At 49.1% G+C, this 17,259-nt stretch carries 17 protein-coding genes and 2 tRNA genes; 6 read left to right on the forward strand and 13 right to left on the reverse strand.

Annotated elements, in window-relative coordinates:
* Nucleotides 1-43 precede the first annotated feature (43 nt).
* Nucleotides 44-583 carry a rubrerythrin family protein gene (locus MJZ25_07340; protein ID MCQ2123985.1) on the forward strand — a complete coding sequence of 180 codons (540 nt, stop codon included), beginning with the start codon at nucleotides 44-46 and terminating at the stop codon, nucleotides 581-583.
* A gap of 419 nt (nucleotides 584-1,002) precedes the next feature.
* On the opposite strand, the gene MJZ25_07345 is transcribed toward MJZ25_07340, so the two are convergent.
* On the reverse strand, nucleotides 1,003-1,263 hold the full coding sequence (locus MJZ25_07345; GenBank protein ID MCQ2123986.1) for a flavodoxin family protein: 261 nt from the start codon (nucleotides 1,261-1,263) through the stop codon (nucleotides 1,003-1,005).
* Nucleotides 1,264-1,298: 35 nt separating this feature from the next.
* Between MJZ25_07345 and MJZ25_07350 the strand changes: the two genes are divergently transcribed.
* The 4 genes from MJZ25_07350 (at nucleotide 1,299) to MJZ25_07365 (ending at nucleotide 3,506) form a co-directional block, all read left to right on the forward strand.
* Entirely contained in the window at nucleotides 1,299-2,312 is a 1,014-nt protein-coding gene (locus MJZ25_07350; protein MCQ2123987.1) for a LamG domain-containing protein, read from the forward strand.
* Nucleotides 2,312-2,776, forward strand: coding sequence for a very short patch repair endonuclease (locus MJZ25_07355; GenBank protein ID MCQ2123988.1), 465 nt, complete (start codon nucleotides 2,312-2,314; stop codon nucleotides 2,774-2,776). Before MJZ25_07350 ends, MJZ25_07355 begins: the two co-directional genes overlap by 1 nt.
* Before the next feature lie 35 nt (nucleotides 2,777-2,811).
* Nucleotides 2,812-2,891, forward strand: a tRNA-Leu gene (locus MJZ25_07360).
* 45 nt (nucleotides 2,892-2,936) lie between these two features.
* Nucleotides 2,937-3,506, forward strand: coding sequence for a hypothetical protein (locus MJZ25_07365; GenBank protein MCQ2123989.1), 570 nt, complete (start codon nucleotides 2,937-2,939; stop codon nucleotides 3,504-3,506).
* A 108-nt stretch (nucleotides 3,507-3,614) separates the two neighbouring features.
* Here MJZ25_07365 and MJZ25_07370 read toward each other — a convergent pair whose 3' ends face one another.
* The 6 genes from MJZ25_07370 to MJZ25_07395 form a co-directional block, all read right to left on the reverse strand.
* Complete coding sequence (locus tag MJZ25_07370) at nucleotides 3,615-4,388, reverse strand: SDR family oxidoreductase (GenBank protein MCQ2123990.1); 774 nt, start codon at nucleotides 4,386-4,388, stop codon at nucleotides 3,615-3,617.
* Nucleotides 4,389-4,496: 108 nt separating this feature from the next.
* Complete coding sequence (locus tag MJZ25_07375) at nucleotides 4,497-5,636, reverse strand: acyltransferase (protein ID MCQ2123991.1); 1,140 nt, start codon at nucleotides 5,634-5,636, stop codon at nucleotides 4,497-4,499.
* Between the two features lie 20 nt (nucleotides 5,637-5,656).
* Nucleotides 5,657-6,286 carry a dTMP kinase gene (gene tmk, locus MJZ25_07380; GenBank protein ID MCQ2123992.1) on the reverse strand — a complete coding sequence of 210 codons (630 nt, stop codon included), beginning with the start codon at nucleotides 6,284-6,286 and terminating at the stop codon, nucleotides 5,657-5,659.
* A 33-nt stretch (nucleotides 6,287-6,319) separates the two neighbouring features.
* Entirely contained in the window at nucleotides 6,320-9,289 is a 2,970-nt protein-coding gene (secA, locus tag MJZ25_07385) for a preprotein translocase subunit SecA (protein MCQ2123993.1), read from the reverse strand.
* Nucleotides 9,290-9,431: 142 nt separating this feature from the next.
* On the reverse strand, nucleotides 9,432-10,115 hold the full coding sequence (locus tag MJZ25_07390) for a hypothetical protein (protein ID MCQ2123994.1): 684 nt from the start codon (nucleotides 10,113-10,115) through the stop codon (nucleotides 9,432-9,434).
* Nucleotides 10,116-10,133: 18 nt separating this feature from the next.
* Nucleotides 10,134-11,147, reverse strand: coding sequence for a DUF4421 domain-containing protein (locus MJZ25_07395; GenBank protein MCQ2123995.1), 1,014 nt, complete (start codon nucleotides 11,145-11,147; stop codon nucleotides 10,134-10,136).
* A 66-nt stretch (nucleotides 11,148-11,213) separates the two neighbouring features.
* Between MJZ25_07395 and MJZ25_07400 the strand changes: the two genes are divergently transcribed.
* Nucleotides 11,214-12,641 (forward strand): histidine phosphatase family protein, encoded by a 1,428-nt coding sequence (locus MJZ25_07400; GenBank protein MCQ2123996.1) that lies wholly within the window; start codon nucleotides 11,214-11,216, stop codon nucleotides 12,639-12,641.
* Here the strand turns inward: MJZ25_07400 and MJZ25_07405 are convergent.
* The 6 genes from MJZ25_07405 to MJZ25_07430 form a co-directional block, all read right to left on the reverse strand.
* Nucleotides 12,633-14,204 carry a DUF3943 domain-containing protein gene (locus MJZ25_07405; protein ID MCQ2123997.1) on the reverse strand — a complete coding sequence of 524 codons (1,572 nt, stop codon included), beginning with the start codon at nucleotides 14,202-14,204 and terminating at the stop codon, nucleotides 12,633-12,635. The genes MJZ25_07400 and MJZ25_07405 overlap by 9 nt on opposite strands.
* A gap of 181 nt (nucleotides 14,205-14,385) precedes the next feature.
* Complete coding sequence (locus MJZ25_07410) at nucleotides 14,386-14,817, reverse strand: hypothetical protein (protein ID MCQ2123998.1); 432 nt, start codon at nucleotides 14,815-14,817, stop codon at nucleotides 14,386-14,388.
* Nucleotides 14,818-14,836: 19 nt separating this feature from the next.
* Nucleotides 14,837-14,909 (reverse strand) — tRNA-Met (locus MJZ25_07415).
* 45 nt (nucleotides 14,910-14,954) lie between these two features.
* Nucleotides 14,955-15,698 carry a metallophosphoesterase gene (locus MJZ25_07420; GenBank protein ID MCQ2123999.1) on the reverse strand — a complete coding sequence of 248 codons (744 nt, stop codon included), beginning with the start codon at nucleotides 15,696-15,698 and terminating at the stop codon, nucleotides 14,955-14,957.
* A gap of 350 nt (nucleotides 15,699-16,048) precedes the next feature.
* Nucleotides 16,049-16,429 carry a polymer-forming cytoskeletal protein gene (locus tag MJZ25_07425; protein MCQ2124000.1) on the reverse strand — a complete coding sequence of 127 codons (381 nt, stop codon included), beginning with the start codon at nucleotides 16,427-16,429 and terminating at the stop codon, nucleotides 16,049-16,051.
* 23 nt (nucleotides 16,430-16,452) lie between these two features.
* Nucleotides 16,453-17,253, reverse strand: a complete 801-nt coding sequence (locus tag MJZ25_07430; protein ID MCQ2124001.1) for a M23 family metallopeptidase — start codon at nucleotides 17,251-17,253, stop codon at nucleotides 16,453-16,455.
* Nucleotides 17,254-17,259 lie beyond the last annotated feature (6 nt).

The raw sequence follows: 17,259 nt of genomic DNA on the forward strand, positions 1-17,259 counted from the left end.
AAACCGAAATTCATTTTTTGCGTTATCGCAAGGAGACATAAAAATGGCAAACAAGTACGCTGGTACCCAGACCGAAAAGAACCTCGAAGCTGCATTCGCAGGCGAATCCCAGGCCCGTAACAAGTACACCTACTTTGCATCCAAGGCAAAGAAGGACGGTTTTGAACAGATCGCCGCAATGTTCCTGAAGACTGCAGAAAACGAAAAGGAACATGCCAAGATGTGGTTCAAGGAACTGAACGGCATCGGTGACACCGCAGAAAACCTGAAGGCCGCTGCCGACGGTGAAAACTACGAATGGACCGACATGTACGAAGAATTTGCAAAGACCGCCGAAGCCGAAGGTTTCGCAGCTCTCGCAAAGAAGTTTCGTCTGGTTGGCGCTATCGAAAAGCACCACGAAGAACGCTACCGCGCACTCCTCAAGAATGTGGAAACTTCCGCAGTCTTCGAAAAGAGCGAAGTTAAGGTTTGGGAATGCCGCAACTGCGGTCACATCGTCGTTGGCACCAAGGCTCCGGAAGTGTGCCCGACCTGCGCTCATCCGCAGTCCTACTTCGAAGTCAACGCTGAGAATTACTAGGAGGCGAGAGAAGCGGAAATGAACGTGTTCATTTCCATTTCCGAGCCGACAAGTAAGGCACGCGAAGCGTGCCACTATTAGCAAGGCGAACGCCGCGACAATCGCGGTTCCACCAAATTTAAAAGACCTGAGCAGCTTCGCTCAGGCCTTTTTTGTTCGCAACAAGGTTCTTTTTCAAAAAAAATTGTCACTATTTCATAAAAAATTTATATTCGGTGACATAATTTTTACTTTGTACGAAATTTTATTTCCTTTTCATCAAAAAATTTTGTCACCAAATTAAGCAAATCACCTTTTTAGTGGCATAATCATAGGCTTGTTATCAGCAAAGATATATTATATTGACACTTTTTAGTTTAATTTGTATGTAATTTTTGTCACCAAATTGAGAAAAATTCTTCTTTAGTGACACATTTTCGCTAATTTGCCCCAAAAATTTGTCCCAAAACCTTTGCCAACGCCTCGTAAACCTGCACCATGTCATCCTTCTTCGCACAGGACATGTCCTCGCGAGTAAAGCAGGTATTGCACCCGACGCAAGGCGCAATGTTCATGCGGGCCACGTTCAAAATTTCAACTTCATGATGCGCACTAGCAGCCCCCTCGGCAAAGGCGTTCGCCAGGAGTTCAGTATTGCCGCTCTTTCGCGGGCTTCCCACTAAAATCAAAACCTTGCTCATGATGAAATAAAAATACTATTTTCATGGAATACGTAATGGCCAAACTTTCATTTAAAAAATTTCTTATTGGAACTTTGGGAACTGCCGCGATTTCTATTGCTGCGGACTCTGCTGCGATTATTGCTGCAGAATCTTCCGCCATTCCCAAAGACGGCCTTGTCGCCTATTACCCCTTTACCGACGGAAGCCTAGAAAATGCGGCAAGCGTAACCATGCCCGCAACAAGAGATCCCCTAATCGGCACAGCTCCCGATATCGTCAACAAGGGAGCCTCTTTCGGCACAGACCGATTCGGGAACAAAAATTCCGCGGCGGTATTTAGTGGTGACACAAACTGCTACATGGAGATCCCCGATGACGACGCCTTCAGCATCATTACCACAGGCGCCCTCACCATCTCCGTATGGGTCAGTCCAGCAACGCTAAACTTTAAAAACGCAGAAAAAGGCGGATACGTCCACTGGATGGGAAAGGGAATCCCGCAGCAACATGAATGGACCTTCCGCATGTACAACAAGGACCTGACGGAATCACAGGAGAACCGTCCCAACAGAATGTCCGCATACGCCTTCAACTTAAAAGGCGGCCTCGGTTCCGGAAGCTATGTTCAGGAGGAACTTACCGAAAACGAGTGGATCCATTTTGCAGCTCGCTATGACGTGGCTGGAAATACCATCACCCTTTTCAAGAACGGAGTCCAAAAAGACCAGGACCCGCTTTTCGACGAGACCTACGGTGTACAGGTTGAAAATGGAACAGCCCCCGTGCGTCTTGGGACACGCTCCCTCTGGAGTTTTTTCGAGGGGCGCATCGATGACTTGCGTTTCTATAACCGCTCCCTAAGCGACGAGGAAATTTTCGCACTCTACAACGAAGGCAATTCCTTCGCCACCGACACATCGATTACAGAATCAATTCGTCCCGTTTCATTACGGGGCAAAAGAGAAATCCCGAACCACGGATTTGTCGGATTCAACAAGAGGCAGGGTATCCTATTTAGCGACGGCAAAAAGCAAATGCACGATTCCAAGGGTCGAGGGATTAACTAATGGGTACCGGCAAAATAAAATCCCGAAAGCTCGCAAGGAAAAAACCGCTGACCCGCTCCCAGATGATGCAGGCTGTTCACTCCAAGAACACCAAGCCCGAAGTCATCGTGCGCCGCGGGCTTTTCAAGCAGGGCTTCCGTTACCGCTTGCACCGTCGCGACCTCGCTGGCACTCCGGATATTTTCGTCCTTAAGTACGGCGTGGTAGTTTTCATCAACGGTTGCTTCTGGCATCAGCACGGCTGCAAGCTCACCAGCCGCCCCAAAAGCAATTCCGAATTCTGGGATAACAAGTTCACCAACAACGTGGTTCGTGACATCAAGACCAATTGGCAGCTCTCTCTGGAAGGTTACCGCGTGGCCACCATATGGGAATGTTCCCTCCTGAACGAAGAATCTGCAAAACGTACATTGGAGCGCCTCACCGCATTTATCCAGAGCGACGAAGAATCCATCGAGATTTAGAACCGCGCATAATTATTTATATTTGCGATCCTAACGCGAGAGTGGCGGAATTGGCAGACGCGCCAGACTTAGGATCTGGTACCTCGGTGTGTGGGTTCGACTCCCACCCCTCGCATAAAAATCCCGGGGGCATCCTCGGGATTTTTTTACATTGACAACTATGAAGTTTAAATATGTATTAATATCAGCGGCAATCTTTTTTGCCGCCTGTAGCGATGATTCCTCCAGTAACGCCAATGCTCCCGCCACACCAAGTTCATCCAACAGCGAACTGAGTAGCGAGCAGCAAGTTTCCAGCAGTTCCCTGCCTTTAGAGAATGCAACAGCAGACACACTTTGGAATAAGGCCAACCTAACCTGGTACGAATCCTATCCTGCCCCCAACAGCGAAGAATGCATTGAGTACAATGGCTGTACCTGGGCAGGCTGGTTTGCAGGTCTTGAAGATCAACAGACTGAAGAATGGGTCAGCGAAAACAATATCATCTCCATTCATGAAAGAGACTTCGAAAAGTACAAACTCAAGACATTCCGCTTAAAGAAGAATGGTTTTTCTATTGATGCTGTCGTTTACGACATGTGCTCCGATGAGGATTGCGACGGCTGTTGCACGGAGAATGCTGACCAGGGCGGCGTCGGCTTCTTGATTGACATTGAGAAATACACCAAAAGCCGCTTTAACAATTATGGCTCAGGCGTCATCGAATGGACCTGCCTCGATTGCGAATAACGAAAAAACGCCCGCGTTTCCGCGAGCGTCTTTTAATAGTGAACAGCCGAATTTCGATTATCTCTCGTCTTTCGTCTGTAGGACCGAAGGTCCGTTCTTTCGTCTAAACTACATGCAGGTGTAGCCGCCGTCAACCGGAACCATGATGCCGGTAACGTAGCTAGAAGCCTTGGATGCAAGGAAGATAGCAGCGGTGTCGAGTTCGCCTTCGTTTCCATAGCGTTCTGCCGGGATCATAGTCTTAGCATTCTGCTGGAAGAAGTCGGAGTCGAGAGTTTCCTTGGTGAGCGGGGTATAGAAGTAACCCGGGCAAATTGCGTTAACATTGATGCCCTTGCTGGACCATTCAGCGGCGAGAGCGCGGGTCAGGTTAACAACAGCACCCTTTGCTGCGTGATACGGTGCAGAACCGCAGATCTTGTTACCAACAAGGCCGTACATAGAAGCGATGTTGATGATACGACCGTACTTAGCCGGAAGCATAGCCTTCTTGGCAACTGCACGAGCCATCTTGAAGGTACCACCCAGGTCAACGTTCATTTCGTGGTTGAGCTGATCGTCGGTGATGTCTTCTGCCGGAGCAACAGCGCCGGTACCAGCGTTGTTGATGAGAACGTCGATACGACCGAACTTGGCGAGGATTTCGTCAACAGCTGCTTCGACCTTAGCGGTGTCGGTAATGTCGCACTGGACAGCGAGAGTTTCAACACCATAAGTTTCTGCGAGTTCCTTGGCGACAGCGTCGATCATTTCCTTACGACGAGCGATTGCGACAATCTTTGCGCCCTGGTTTGCGAGAGCCTTAGCCATCTGAACACCGAGACCGGTAGAGCAGCCAGTAACAACAGCGACCTGGCCAGAGAGATCGAAATAATTCTTCATTTTTATTCCTTGTGAATGTTAGTGTTTAAATCCGCAAGAAAATATATGTTTTTATGATGGATTAGGACACACTTTATGTGTTTTTTTACCATTTGTCCTAATTTTTCGCTATTTCTTTAAAATACGGCCCAAAGAATTATCAAATGCCAGTTTAAACACCATGGCAATGGGCAAAGTTACCGCCAAAACGGCCAAACCATAACCTAAATAGAAGGCAAAAGAGTCAAAAACAGTCTTGCAGGCGTCCAACTTGAACCAAATATCTGATCTCCACTGGAGAGTTTTCATAATTGCAAGCTGGTGGAACAGATAAACCATGAATGTACTGGAACCCACGAAGTTCACCACCCAGGCAAATTTGCCATCTTTCTTGATCAGGGAACCTACAGCGTAAATCAACAGGAACAGGCCCACCGCAGTCACAAAACAGGGGGAGCACTGAAGCCACCTGAATCGATTATCCACATAATTGAACTGACCGAACATGTACAGCTGCAGGCCGAACTTCACAGCGAAACCCAGCAGGTAGATACCGGCGCCAATCAACGCAAGTTTCAAACGAGGCAGCTTCTGAACCTTTGACAGGAACTTGGGAACAAACAAGGAAAGTTCGTAACCCAGAATCAGGAAGATGGTGCAATAGCCCCAAAGGAACTTGTCCAAGTCAAGCACGGGATGACGAAGGAAATAAAGGACATCACCCACCACGGCATAACCGATGGCAAAGCAAAGCAAGGTGCGTCGCATCTTGTTCTTCTGCGGATCGTTCTGGCAAAGGAATGCAAGCATGGGAAAGAAGAATACGAAAGACATGTAGGTGCAAATGTACCACAGGTGGTCACCAGGAGCGAGCCTGAAGATGAATCGTTCCAGGTAGTTCCAATCCGCATTGGCAAGGGATGTGACGTTCGGATCGATTGAGTACTTGAAGAAGATCGCAATGACGATGTAGATAAGCGTGGGCACGTAAATATTCACGGCAAAGCTTTTGAGCTTGTACTTGAAGGCGGAGAAAATATCCCCATCGGATTTTACGCGACCGAAAAAGAAGAAACCCGTCACCAAAAGAAACAACGGAACATCGTCTGCAATAATGGTAGAAACAGCGAGACGGCCACTCACAATAGAGGAACCGTCTACAATAGGAACCTGGCTGTGAGCCATGATCACTAGCAAACAGGCGATAATTCGGATGAGTTCGATGGCAGGATTTTTGCCAGCCATTTTCAGTCCAAGGACCTTCGGCATTCTACCACCTAATTGAGGCATTAAAGCTTGGACTTGACCAGCTTCCACAAGTCAGCGAAAACTTCTTCCGGAGAACGTTCGCCATTGACTGCCTGAACACAGTCGCTATAGTCGCGGGCGGCTGCAAGGTAACCCTGACGAACCTTCTCAAAGAATTCAGACTTTTCGCTTTCGAGACGGTCGGGAGCGCCCCCGCGCTTGGCGGTGCGTGCACGGCTGCATTCTACGCTGATATCAATAACTACAGTCAGTTCCGGGAAGCAGTCGCCACAGGTAAGCTCCGTAAGGCGCTGCACCTTCTCGGCGCCAAGCCCGCGGGCATAACCCTGGTAGGCAAAAGTGCTCCACGCGAATCGGTCTGCAATCACGATCTTGCCGGCAGCAAGTGCAGGCTTGATGATTTCGGCAATCACCTGGGCGCGGGCTGCATTGTACAAAAGCAGTTCCGTATCGTCGCCCATAATTCCCTTGAAGGCAGGGTCCAGAAGGATTCCGCGAATTTGTTCGGAAATCTTGGCGCCACCCGGTTCACGAAGTTTCACCACTTCGTAGCCGGCGGCCTCCAGCTCCTTGATCAGCATGTCAATCTGCGTTGACTTGCCGGAGCCGTCGATGCCTTCGAGAGAAATAAAGTGCTTTGCCGTCTTCATTGCGAACAACCTAAGTCACGTTACTGCGACTGATTAGTCAGCGATGTCCTTGCCGTGGCACTTCTTGTACTTGAGGCCGGAACCGCACCAGCACAAGTCATTGCGACCCATCTTCGGAGCCTGGGCGGCAGCGCGACGAGCAGCGGCATTTGCGACAGCGCGATGAAGTGCAGCATTCTGGGCACCCGGCAATGCGGAAGAAGAAACCGGCTGAGCCTGATCTTCGGAGATTGCGTTGGTTTCGGATGCGGCAGCTTCGCCAGCGAGGCCAGCAGCCTTTGCGCCTTCAGCGCTCATTTCTTCTGCGGGAGCTTCGGCAGCCGGTGCTTCAGCGGGAGCGGCTTCTGCGGATTCGCCCTGGGCGGCCTGTTCAGCCATAGCCTTTTCTGCAGCGGCGCGTTCTGCATCGATCTGTTCCTGCGGCTTAAGCTGCAACTGGTCCGGAGACACAGTCACGCCATTGGGCAGAGTAATGCGGATGTTCAAGATACGGAGAGCAGTGAGGGTTGCGATCTTTTCCATGCAGCCTTCGAACAGCTTGAAGCCTTCGCTCTTGTAAACCATCAGAGGATCCTTCTGTGCATAACCGTGGAAACGGATTGCATCCTTCAGGCCGTCCATCTGATAGAGATGTTCCTTCCAGACCTGGTCGATGGTCATGAGGAGGAAGCGACGCTGGATCTGACCGAAATCCTGTTCCGGAATGATCTTGCCCAGCTTTTCGTAACGAGCCTTGCACAGTTCAAGCACTTCATCAAGAACAGTTTCCGGAGTCTTGGATGCTGCGTCTTCCATGGACAAGTTGTATTCAATGCCGAGAGAACGCTGCAGGTCCACATGCAGACCTTCCAGGTTCCACTGTTCCTGGTAAGTACCAGCCGGAACGTACTGAGACACCTTGATATCAAGAGCGTCTTCAATGCGGTTCATAATTTCTTCACTGATGTCTTCACCGTTCAGGATACGACGACGGAGGCCGTAGATCACCTTACGCTGTTCGTTCATCACGTTATCGTAGTCCAGCAAGTGCTTACGGATATCGAAGCTCTGGCCTTCCACGCGACGCTGGGCGCCACGGATGGAGCGGGAAACGATGGGGTGAGTAATCACTTCGTCTTCGCCCACGCCGAAACGGCTCATGAGGTTCTTGACGTTGTCACCGCCGAAGATACGCATCAGGTTGTCATCGAGAGACAGGAAGTACTGGCTGGAACCGTTGTCACCCTGACGACCGGAACGACCACGCAGCTGGTTGTCGATACGGCGGGATTCATGACGTTCAGTGCCGAGAACGTGCAAACCACCAAGTTCGGAAACGCCTTCACCCAGAGCAATATCGGTACCACGACCAGCCATGTTGGTAGCAATGGTCACCTTGCCCTTGCAGCCAGCGTACTGAATGATTTCAGCTTCGCGACCGTGGTTCTTTGCGTTAAGCACTTCATGCGGGATACCTTCCTTTTCCAGGAGGCCATGCAGGTGTTCAGACTTTTCAATGGAAGCAGTACCCACGAGGAGCGGCTGGCCCTTGGCATGACGTTCCTTGATTTCTGCAACGATGGCACGCCACTTGGCATCTTCGGACTTATAGACCAGGTCCTGTTCATCCTTACGGACACAGGGCTTGTTAGTCGGGATGACCCAAGTGTTCATGTTATAAATCTTGATAAATTCGGTAGCTTCAGTTTCTGCAGTACCGGTCATACCAGACAACTTCTTGTACATGCGGAAGTAGTTCTGGAAGGTAATGGTAGCGAGGGTCTGGTTTTCACGACGGATCTGCACGTTTTCCTTAGCTTCGATAGCCTGGTGCATACCGTTGCTATAACGACGACCTTCCATCAAGCGGCCAGTGTTTTCGTCCACGATGATGATTTCGCCATCACGTACGATGTAGTCCACATCCTTTTCATAAAGGTGCCATGCACGGAGGGAGTTGTCGATGAAGTGAACCCAGTCAGCGTGTTCGCCATAAAGGTTGGTAATCTGGAGGATGTTTTCAATATGGGCCACACCCTTGGAAGTGAGCTGGATGACCTTGTCCTTTTCATCCACGCTGAAATCCTTGTTCTTGGTCAGCTGCTTAGCAATTTCATTTGCCTTGGCATACTTGCTGGTAGCGTCTTCGGCAGGACCACTGATGATAAGCGGAGTACGGGCTTCGTCGATCAAGATGGAGTCCACTTCGTCAACGATACAGAAGTTCAGTTCGCGCTGCACGAGATGGTTGGGTTCCACAGCCATGTTGTCGCGGAGGTAGTCGAAGCCGAATTCATTGTTGGTACCGTAGGTAACGTCGGAGTTGTAGCTTTCGCGACGTTCTTCAGGACCGAGACCATTCACGATAAGACCGACGGTAAGGCCCAGGAACTTATAGACCATACCCATCTGCTTGGCGTCACGGCCAGCCAGGTAGTCATTCACGGTCACCACGTGTACGCCGTGGCCGCTAAGAGCGTTCAGGTAAACCGGGAGAGCTGCGGCAAGAGTCTTACCTTCACCAGTAGCCATTTCAGCGATGGCACCTTCGTGGAGCACAAGGCCACCGATCATCTGGACATCGAAAGGCATCATGCGGAAGGGCTTCACGGAATCCGGGTAAAGTTCACGGACCTTTGCGTAGACGGAAGCCGGCATGTAGACTTCCCATTCATTCTTACCGGCGGCAAGTTCAGCCTTGGCAGCGTCAGTATACTGCTGAAGGTCACCCAACTTGCTGAAATCGAAGTTGTTTTCCGGCTTGAAGATGTTGAAGATACCGAGACGGCGGTCGCAAGCTTCCTTACAGACAGCGAATGCTTCCACCTTGATATCATCGAGAGTTGCACCGTTATTCAGCTTTTCACGGAATTCTGCGCTCTTTGCTGCAAGGGCGGCGTCATCCAGGGCTTCCAGGGCCTTGCGGGTTTCGTTGATCTTGTTGATGATCGGACGAAGCTGCTTCACCTTACGTTCGTGGGGTGTACCGAAAATCTTGTGCAATACGGTATCTACAATACTCATTTTGATTCCTTTTTACGGCCGAAGGCAACGCCTCCGGACACTGATTAAAATTTTACGGGGATAATGTAGCAAAAGCGCTGAACATAGCACCACGCCAAATACGGAAAAACAGGCTGAATCGCCTGTTTTTATTGCAATGAAACTATTCCTCGCATCTCAGGACTGCCCTGGTGACAGTCCAGCCATTGAGAGATTCCGGATAGCTGCTTACAGCGGAACCCGAGACGAAAGTTATCTCGTAGTTCATTTTTTCATTCCATTCCATCAAATCGCTCCACAGATTAGGGGCCACAGCATTATAGGTGACTTCCAATTCCGCATCGCTGGCAACTTCCGGATCGTAAGGAGCATTGAATGCAATCATATCATGACCCAAAAGTCCTTCAGGCATGATAGTGCCGGTTTCGTCAACGAGTTCACCGCTGAGCTTGTACAATACGCCAGACTCATCCGCAGACGCCATGAAAATATCGTTGACATGATAACCATAAACCTTAAAATCTGTTGTACCAATTTCAGGATCTAAATGACTTCGTACAACTACGATCGGCAAAGAAAAAGGATCATCTGCATAAGCATTAATTATGTTCACAGTTTTTTCAGACAATGGTATAGGCAGTAAAATCTCCAGAGTCTGTTCACCAGTTATTTGATTGAATACAACATCCGCACCCGTAGCCGGCTCGCTTTCGGAAGGCAGAGCCTGCCCGTTACTATCCAATGGAAACGTAGGACAGCGCTGAGGCTTCACGGGGTCATTTGCTGTGTTACAGCCGGTAAAAACAAGACTTGCTAAAACTGCAAGAAAACCAATTTGCTTCATCATAGACTAACCTCCAAAAGTTTAGAATCTCTTGACCACAAGAATCTCGAAACCGGCAATAAGACGCTGTTCCGTATGGTCACTGTAAATCGAGGGAGAATAATTCACCTGCATCACCGCATTCCAGGACCATTGCTGATGCCACTGGCCCAATGCGAGCTTGCCATTGAAATCCGGGAAGAATCCCATGGAACCGTTCCCGAACGCACCCAGGGCGAGGCCACCCATGGCCCATGCGTTTACAAACAAATTATGAGTAAAGACCCAGGTGTAGCTGTAGCCGCCATGAGCCCAGACACTATAGGTGTCTCGAGTCTTGGAATAGTAATCAATGGCATGGGAACGATCCACGGCCGTGATAGACTGGAACTTGGTTCCAAAAACGGGACTGCCGGCAGAAACAACCTGTATACGGTCCAAAAAATAGGGAGCGCGTACAGAGAAATGATCCTTCCCCGCCTTTACCCAAAGTATGGACAAGTACATGTCGCGCTGGCGAAAATCCACATAACTGGGCAACACACCCGTAGAATCGTCGCTATCTATTTCATCAATTTTTTTGTTAGACGAAAGGCCGCTATACCTTCGGTACTTCAGTTGCATCCACAAGTTCCCCGGGAAAAAATCAAGGCCGGTATCAAAACCTGCAGAACGTTTTCTTCCCTTTTCCGTCGTAAAGGGAAGCGAATATTTCATGTCAAAGGTAAAATCGCTAAGACCGAAGCCAATGCCAAAATCAATGGGCCGGTTGGATTTCAATGTACCGCGATTGTATTCGCTGGTATGAAACGCCACGTAGCTATAGTTCGTGAGAATTCGTGCGGAAATAAAATTGTCGAATTTCTTGACCATGGCCCTGTCGGCATAGGTATTCCATTTGCCGTAGATGTTGTTCTCGCCGTATGTACTAATCTCGCCAGTGGCGCTGTTCTTTCCGGTGACGCCCCCAACATCGTAATCGGCAAACGCCTGTACACAGAGGAACAGACAAAGAGCGAAAACAATGCCGATGAATCTTGTCAGAGGGTTGAACATTAAGTACCTATACGTCTGCGGTATAAAATAGAATTATATTTTAGAATGTTAAAAAAGGATTCACCAATGTCCGTTTTTTCTAAAACACAAAAGCGTCTTTTTTCCATCGACAGAATCACCATCGCAGCAGCTGGCGCGTTATTCGCACTTATGGCCGGCAATGCGGCGGCACAGACCACTGACAGCCTGATGCTCGCCCATCCGGAACTCACCGCAAGCGGGTACTTGCCCTATCCGGAACCGGACAAAAACGTAAAGTACACCAAGGCTCCCGCCGGCTACAAGCCTTTCTATATCAGCCATTACGGACGTCACGGAAGCCGCTATCATTACAGCGCCGACGACTACAAGATGATTTACGAGACCTTGGCAAAGGCAGACTCGGCAAAGGCACTTTCTGTTACAGGCAAGTACGTCATGGCTGCCAGCAAGACCCTGCTGGACAAAGCCGGATCAAAGGCGGGCGACCTCACCGAACTTGGCGCCAAGCAGCACGAGGGTATCGCAAGGCGAATGACGAAAAACTTTCCCGAGGTGTTCAACGACCGCGCAACTGTAAACCGCGCAGGCGCCAAGGGCAAAAAAGTTCCCGCCCACGTTGACGCGTACGCAAGCACGTCCGGACGTTGCATCCTCAGCATGAGCGCCTTCCTGGGCGAACTCCGTGCGCAAAAGCCCAAGGTTGAGATCCATCAGGAAACAGGCAAGAGCCTTATGGCTTTCATCAACACCTTCAGCTTCGACATCACCAAAAACTACGCGGAAACCGCCGAGTACAAGGCCGAAAGCGATAAGCTGTGGCAGAACATCTCCACAAGGAATTTTGAACAAACTCTCTTTGCGGACACCGCCTATGTCGCCAAGAATGTCGACATTTCCAGCCTCTACAACAAGATGTTCGAAATCAACGGAAGCATCCTCGGGATGGAAGAGGACAACAGCCTGATCATTTTTGACAGACTCTTCAGCAAGCAGGAGAAACTCAACCGCTGGAAGGCACAAAACGCCTGGTGGTACAGCATTCTCGGCACCTGCCCTCTCACAGGCGACGACGGCATCAATACTGCAAAGCCCGTGCTGAAACACATCATGGACGAAGCCGAAAAGGTGATTAGCTTTGACGAGGATCCCGCAGCGGCAACACTCCGCTTCGGCCACGATACCGCCATCCTTCCGCTGGCAGGCCTCATGCAGCTGAGCATCGCAAACGCCCAAGTCAAGGACCTCTCGAAACTTCATGAACAATGGACCGACTTCAAGATCATCCCCATGGCGGCAAACCTCCAGATGATCTTCTACAGGGGTTCCCGCGGTTCCAAGCCCGGTGCAGTTTCCACCAAGCCCATCCTCGTGAAGTTCCTCTATAACGAACGGGAAGTCACCGCCCCCATTCCTTGCGACCAGGCAAAACTTTCCAAGAATGAAAAATGCCCAACGGCACCTTACTACCGCTGGGACGATGTTCGTGATTTCTACGGCAATCTTCTAAAATAAGCGGAAGTTGCAATATGCGCCGTAATTGAAAATCCTACGGCTCATGGGTTCAAATAAACCGTTGGAATAGGCAGCCATCTTGACATACGTATCAAGGCGGCTTCCGATCTGCAACCAGGAATTCACGGTGTATTCCAGGAACGTATTGTTCAACGCGAGGAAGTCCCATCCGTTGGCACCATAGTGGGGTAGCGAATTAGGAATGGTGCGCATGGCATCAACCACAAGCTTGTTATAGACACGGAACTTCTGCTTATACTGAACTTCCAGCATCAAGCTGTACTTTGCACCAGTATTGTACTGGTAGTTGTTCATATTGTTTTCGTATTCCGGATGTACTTCCTTGATAATGTCATCATAGCCCATGTCGGCAGTGCCAAGGATAATCCAATAGGCCTGATTCATGACACGGAAACGCAGGTTAGGCGTGAGCCACAGCGCAAGATCCAAGGCGCCACCAATAGAAATAGTGCTGACCGTTGCCAAGTCGCCGTAGAAGGATTCATAGTCCAGGTTCACGGAGAAATCGAGCCAGTGGCCATTGCCATGGATACCGTTGTTCCTCAGCTTTCCCATAACATCAAGTTGCAGCACACCGCCTTCAAAACCTATCTCACCCGTAGCATCGAGAGTAAAATAATCGAAGGGCTGCTTCACGATATTGTAGGGCTTGCCGTATTCCAGATGGCCGGCCAGAAAAGCGTAATGGTCGTTCCATTCCTTGTCAAGTTCATCAACCGCCTTTGTACCGAAACGGTAGTCACTGCCAAATCGAGAACCGCCGCCTACAGCAAGCGTAAGCTCGATGGGAACCCAACCGATATAGGAATCCCTGTTGCCGAAGGCCTTGCGTTGCAGGAATCCGGCAGGCTCCAAAACAAATGCCGCCAATTGCCTGTACCAGGGAACATCGGCCTTGTTATAGGCGAGTCGTGAAAGTCTGTACAGGACTTCACCGAACATGGAGCCGCCAATAGTCGTAGTCACAAGATCGTTGGGCGCCGGGTACTCCGTCTCCGCAAACATTTCCCATGTTAGACTGCCAAGTCCCGCCCAAAGCAAGCTGCGGTAGAAACCGTATCCGCCCGAACGCGCCGCGGCATAATACATGGAACCTTGGTAAGGATGCCCGTAGAAATTGATAGCCCAGTGGTTATGGTCCCAGTCCCAGCCTTCCCTCAAGTTTCGTTTCCAGTAGTCGAGATTTGTGTGGGCGTAATCCTTGTCAAGCACATAGTAGTCCCATGCCCAAACAAGGACATTCTGGCCAAGAATTTCTCCCGCAACTATCGGGGCGGAAATACTGTTCCTCGATACGGCGGCCTCAGAAAGCAGAGGGCTCCTTTTCCAGGAATCCTCCGTGCTATCAGCAGATTTCACTGGAGTGATGTTATCAAGATGGCGTAAATAGTCGCGCAGCTCCATAGCCTGCTGCACACTGATGACAGAATCCTTTTCCAGAAGAATTCGAATCGCCTTGATACGGTCTGCACTGTCCAGCTGTAGCTGCGACCAGCATGCAGAAGCAAGGAGCAAGATACTTATGACAAGCAGACGGACCATGGATTTCCTTAATTTATGCCCCATAATAAATAAAAAAGACAAGGAAGGCAATGGGCACAAATGTTTTTCCCGATTAAACACTCAAATCAAGCGATAAAGCCACCATGAAGTTTTTAACATAGGAATTTTCAAAAAAAAGCAGGCCATAAAGCCTGCCACATTCTCTCGCGATTGCGCGATATTAGTTGTTGGTCTTGACACCGACGCTTTCGAATACAGCCTTGTTCTTGGGATCCGGAAGAGCGACGGTAGTGATCCAGTTGTATTCTGCAATACCTGCGAGACCAATACGTGCGCAAAGCTGGTCACGTGCAATGTTGTATGCGTTGAGGATCTGGATCTTTTCAGCTTCACCAGCCCTGTCGATACGGTCAGACCAGCGAAAACCAAGTTCCATGAGGCCTGCGCTTGCCCTTGCGTAGAACTTCGCCTTTTCTGCATTGATTACAGAGGAGGCGGGTGCAGTGAAAGCATCTACCTGCACGATGGGAACAGACTTGGGAGTCTGAACCTGGAGCTGCTCCATCTGGGGCTTGACCTGTTCTTCTTCAGTACAGGCAATAAAAAAAGAGGCGATAATCAAGAACGTGATTGCGAGAATTCGTTTTGACATATCTGCCTCTTTTTAATACTAGCGGCTTGTGGGCTCGAACCACAGACCTGCGGATTATGATTCCGACGCTCTACCAACTGAGCTAAGCCGCCAAAGTTTCACCAAATTTAGATAAAGACTAAAATTATTTCAAGGGGTTAATCGAAATAAACTTTAGAATCTACGAAATTTTTTCCCCAATTGATGACCTGCCAGCCCGGAGCGGAACTTTTCAGGTTGAAATAGGGGGTGTTCGGGTCAATTTGCATCTGGCATGCAGGTGCTACATGAACCGTTTGACGTCCCAGCGACACCTCGAACTCTTGATGGTAGTGTCCTGTGAAAATATGCGTAAGGTTCGGGATTTCAGCCAGCACCTTCTGGACTTCCAGCATGTTCTTCATGTAGAAACGAAGATCCATGAAGCGGTGTCCGCAGTGGCAAGGAGGATGGTGAACGAACAAAAGAATTTCACCCTTGACCTTGGCGGCTTCATCCTTCAACCAATCCAGCTGCTCGCTGGAAACTTCGCCGCAAGCACTATCCAGGAAGAAAATGCTTCTGCCGGCGATATCGTAGCGATAGTAGCACTTACCATTATGGACCTTGCCCTTAAGATCAAGGTGCTGTTCCATAACTTCAATGCGGTCATGATTTCCGGGGATTACACAACAAGGTACATCAAGACCCTTGATGATGTCAGCGATATACTTGTATGCACCAGGTTCTGCGTCTTCATTAGCCAAGTCACCGGAAAGGACCAACAGGTCAATTCCCTTCATAGACTCGGACTTCAAGGCCTTCATAAAATTTGCACGAACGTCGATATCCTGTACCAGGCTTTCGTCGTCACCGATATGCAAATCGGAAATTTGGCCTATTTTTAAAACTTCAGAACCCATATAGTGGTTATAATATAAGTTATTCGTTGTAACAGTTGTGTAAGTTTTTGAAAATTTCTCGCTTTTGTGACTATAATCATGCACAAAGTAAGATTTTCAGCAGAGTTTTCAATACTGTTCTGTGATTTCTCTGTGAACTAATATTGAAAACTAACCTTCAACACTAATCAACGTTGAAAAAAGTGAATAGAATTTGAATTTTCAACATTTCACCACGATTGAGTTAAATCCATAACTGGTTGAAATTCAATGTGATATATTTTCAGGCCGAAAATTCTATCAACTATTCACCCGACCAATAATCAATACTATTTATATAAATAAGTAGAGATTATTAGTAAGTGTGTTGATTAGAGATTTACTTCCTTAGCAGGCTGCTTTTCCTGCTGCTTAGGCTGGGAAGTAGCACCCATCTGGCAGTTACCCTGGAATACGGCACCTTCCTGGATGATGAGCAACTTGGTCTTGATGTTGCCAACAAACTGGGAGTTGCTTTCAAGGATGAGCTTTTCGGAGCAATCAATGTTACCCTTCACGGAACCTGCGACAACTGCGGAGTTGGTCTTGATTTCACCTTCGACATAGCCCTGACGTTCAATGATCAGTTCGCCTTCGATGGCGATGCTGCCATTCACATTGCCTGCGACACGGACATCGCTCTTACCGATGATGTCGCCCTTGATGGTAACGCTATGACCAATCTGTGTGATTTCCTGTTCTTTTGTAGCCATTGTTTTCCTCTTGTTGAAAAAACTTAGTAATTGAAGAAGGATTCAGGATCCAGAGCCTTTCCATCCTTGGTGATGGAATAGTGAAGGTGAGGAGCGCTTGCGTTCCCGGTTTCACCGATGGTACCGATGACTTCACCCTTATTAACAGAGCGACCCTTTTTGGTCCTGACTTCCTTCATGTGTGAATAGGTAGAAACGTAACCGTTCTTGTGGTCGATGACAACGGTGTTACCCAGTTCGCCTTCGGGACCAGCCGAAAGGACGACGCCACTGCCGGAGGCAAAAATCGGGTTGCCGGACTTTGCTGAAAAGTCAGTGCCTAAATGTTCATTACTTTCAGAGAACTTCTTGCTGACGATGCCCACCACCGGAAGAACGTTGGGAATACGTTCCAGACGGATTTTTTCCTCCATGGGAATCCAGCCGTGGATGCCTTCGTAGTCCACTTCGATTTTTTCGGAAGGGGTGTGGGCAAACTTGTTCTGGTCAATAAGGCTGTTGATCTTGTTGGAATCGTTCTCGATGAAAGTTCCGAGGATGTTCTGGATTCTGCTTTCCAAGACCCAGATGGAGTCGAGGCGGGAGAACAGCTCTTCGTAGTTCTTGTTCTGCTTGACAAGCTGGGCATTGGACACGCGCATCTTTTCATAGCGCACGAGAGTCCTGGAAATGCTGCCCATCTTGTAGATGAACACTCCGGTAACAGCTATCAACAAAACCAAGAAAATTTTCAGCGCAAGGAACCACTTTGTGGATATGCGGAATTTCTTGATTCCGTTGGAATCTTCCGGAATAATCTGTATGGTATAATACTTACCCTTCAAGTTCTG

This window comes from Fibrobacter sp. (assembly GCA_024399065.1).
Lineage (GTDB): Bacteria > Fibrobacterota > Fibrobacteria > Fibrobacterales > Fibrobacteraceae > Fibrobacter.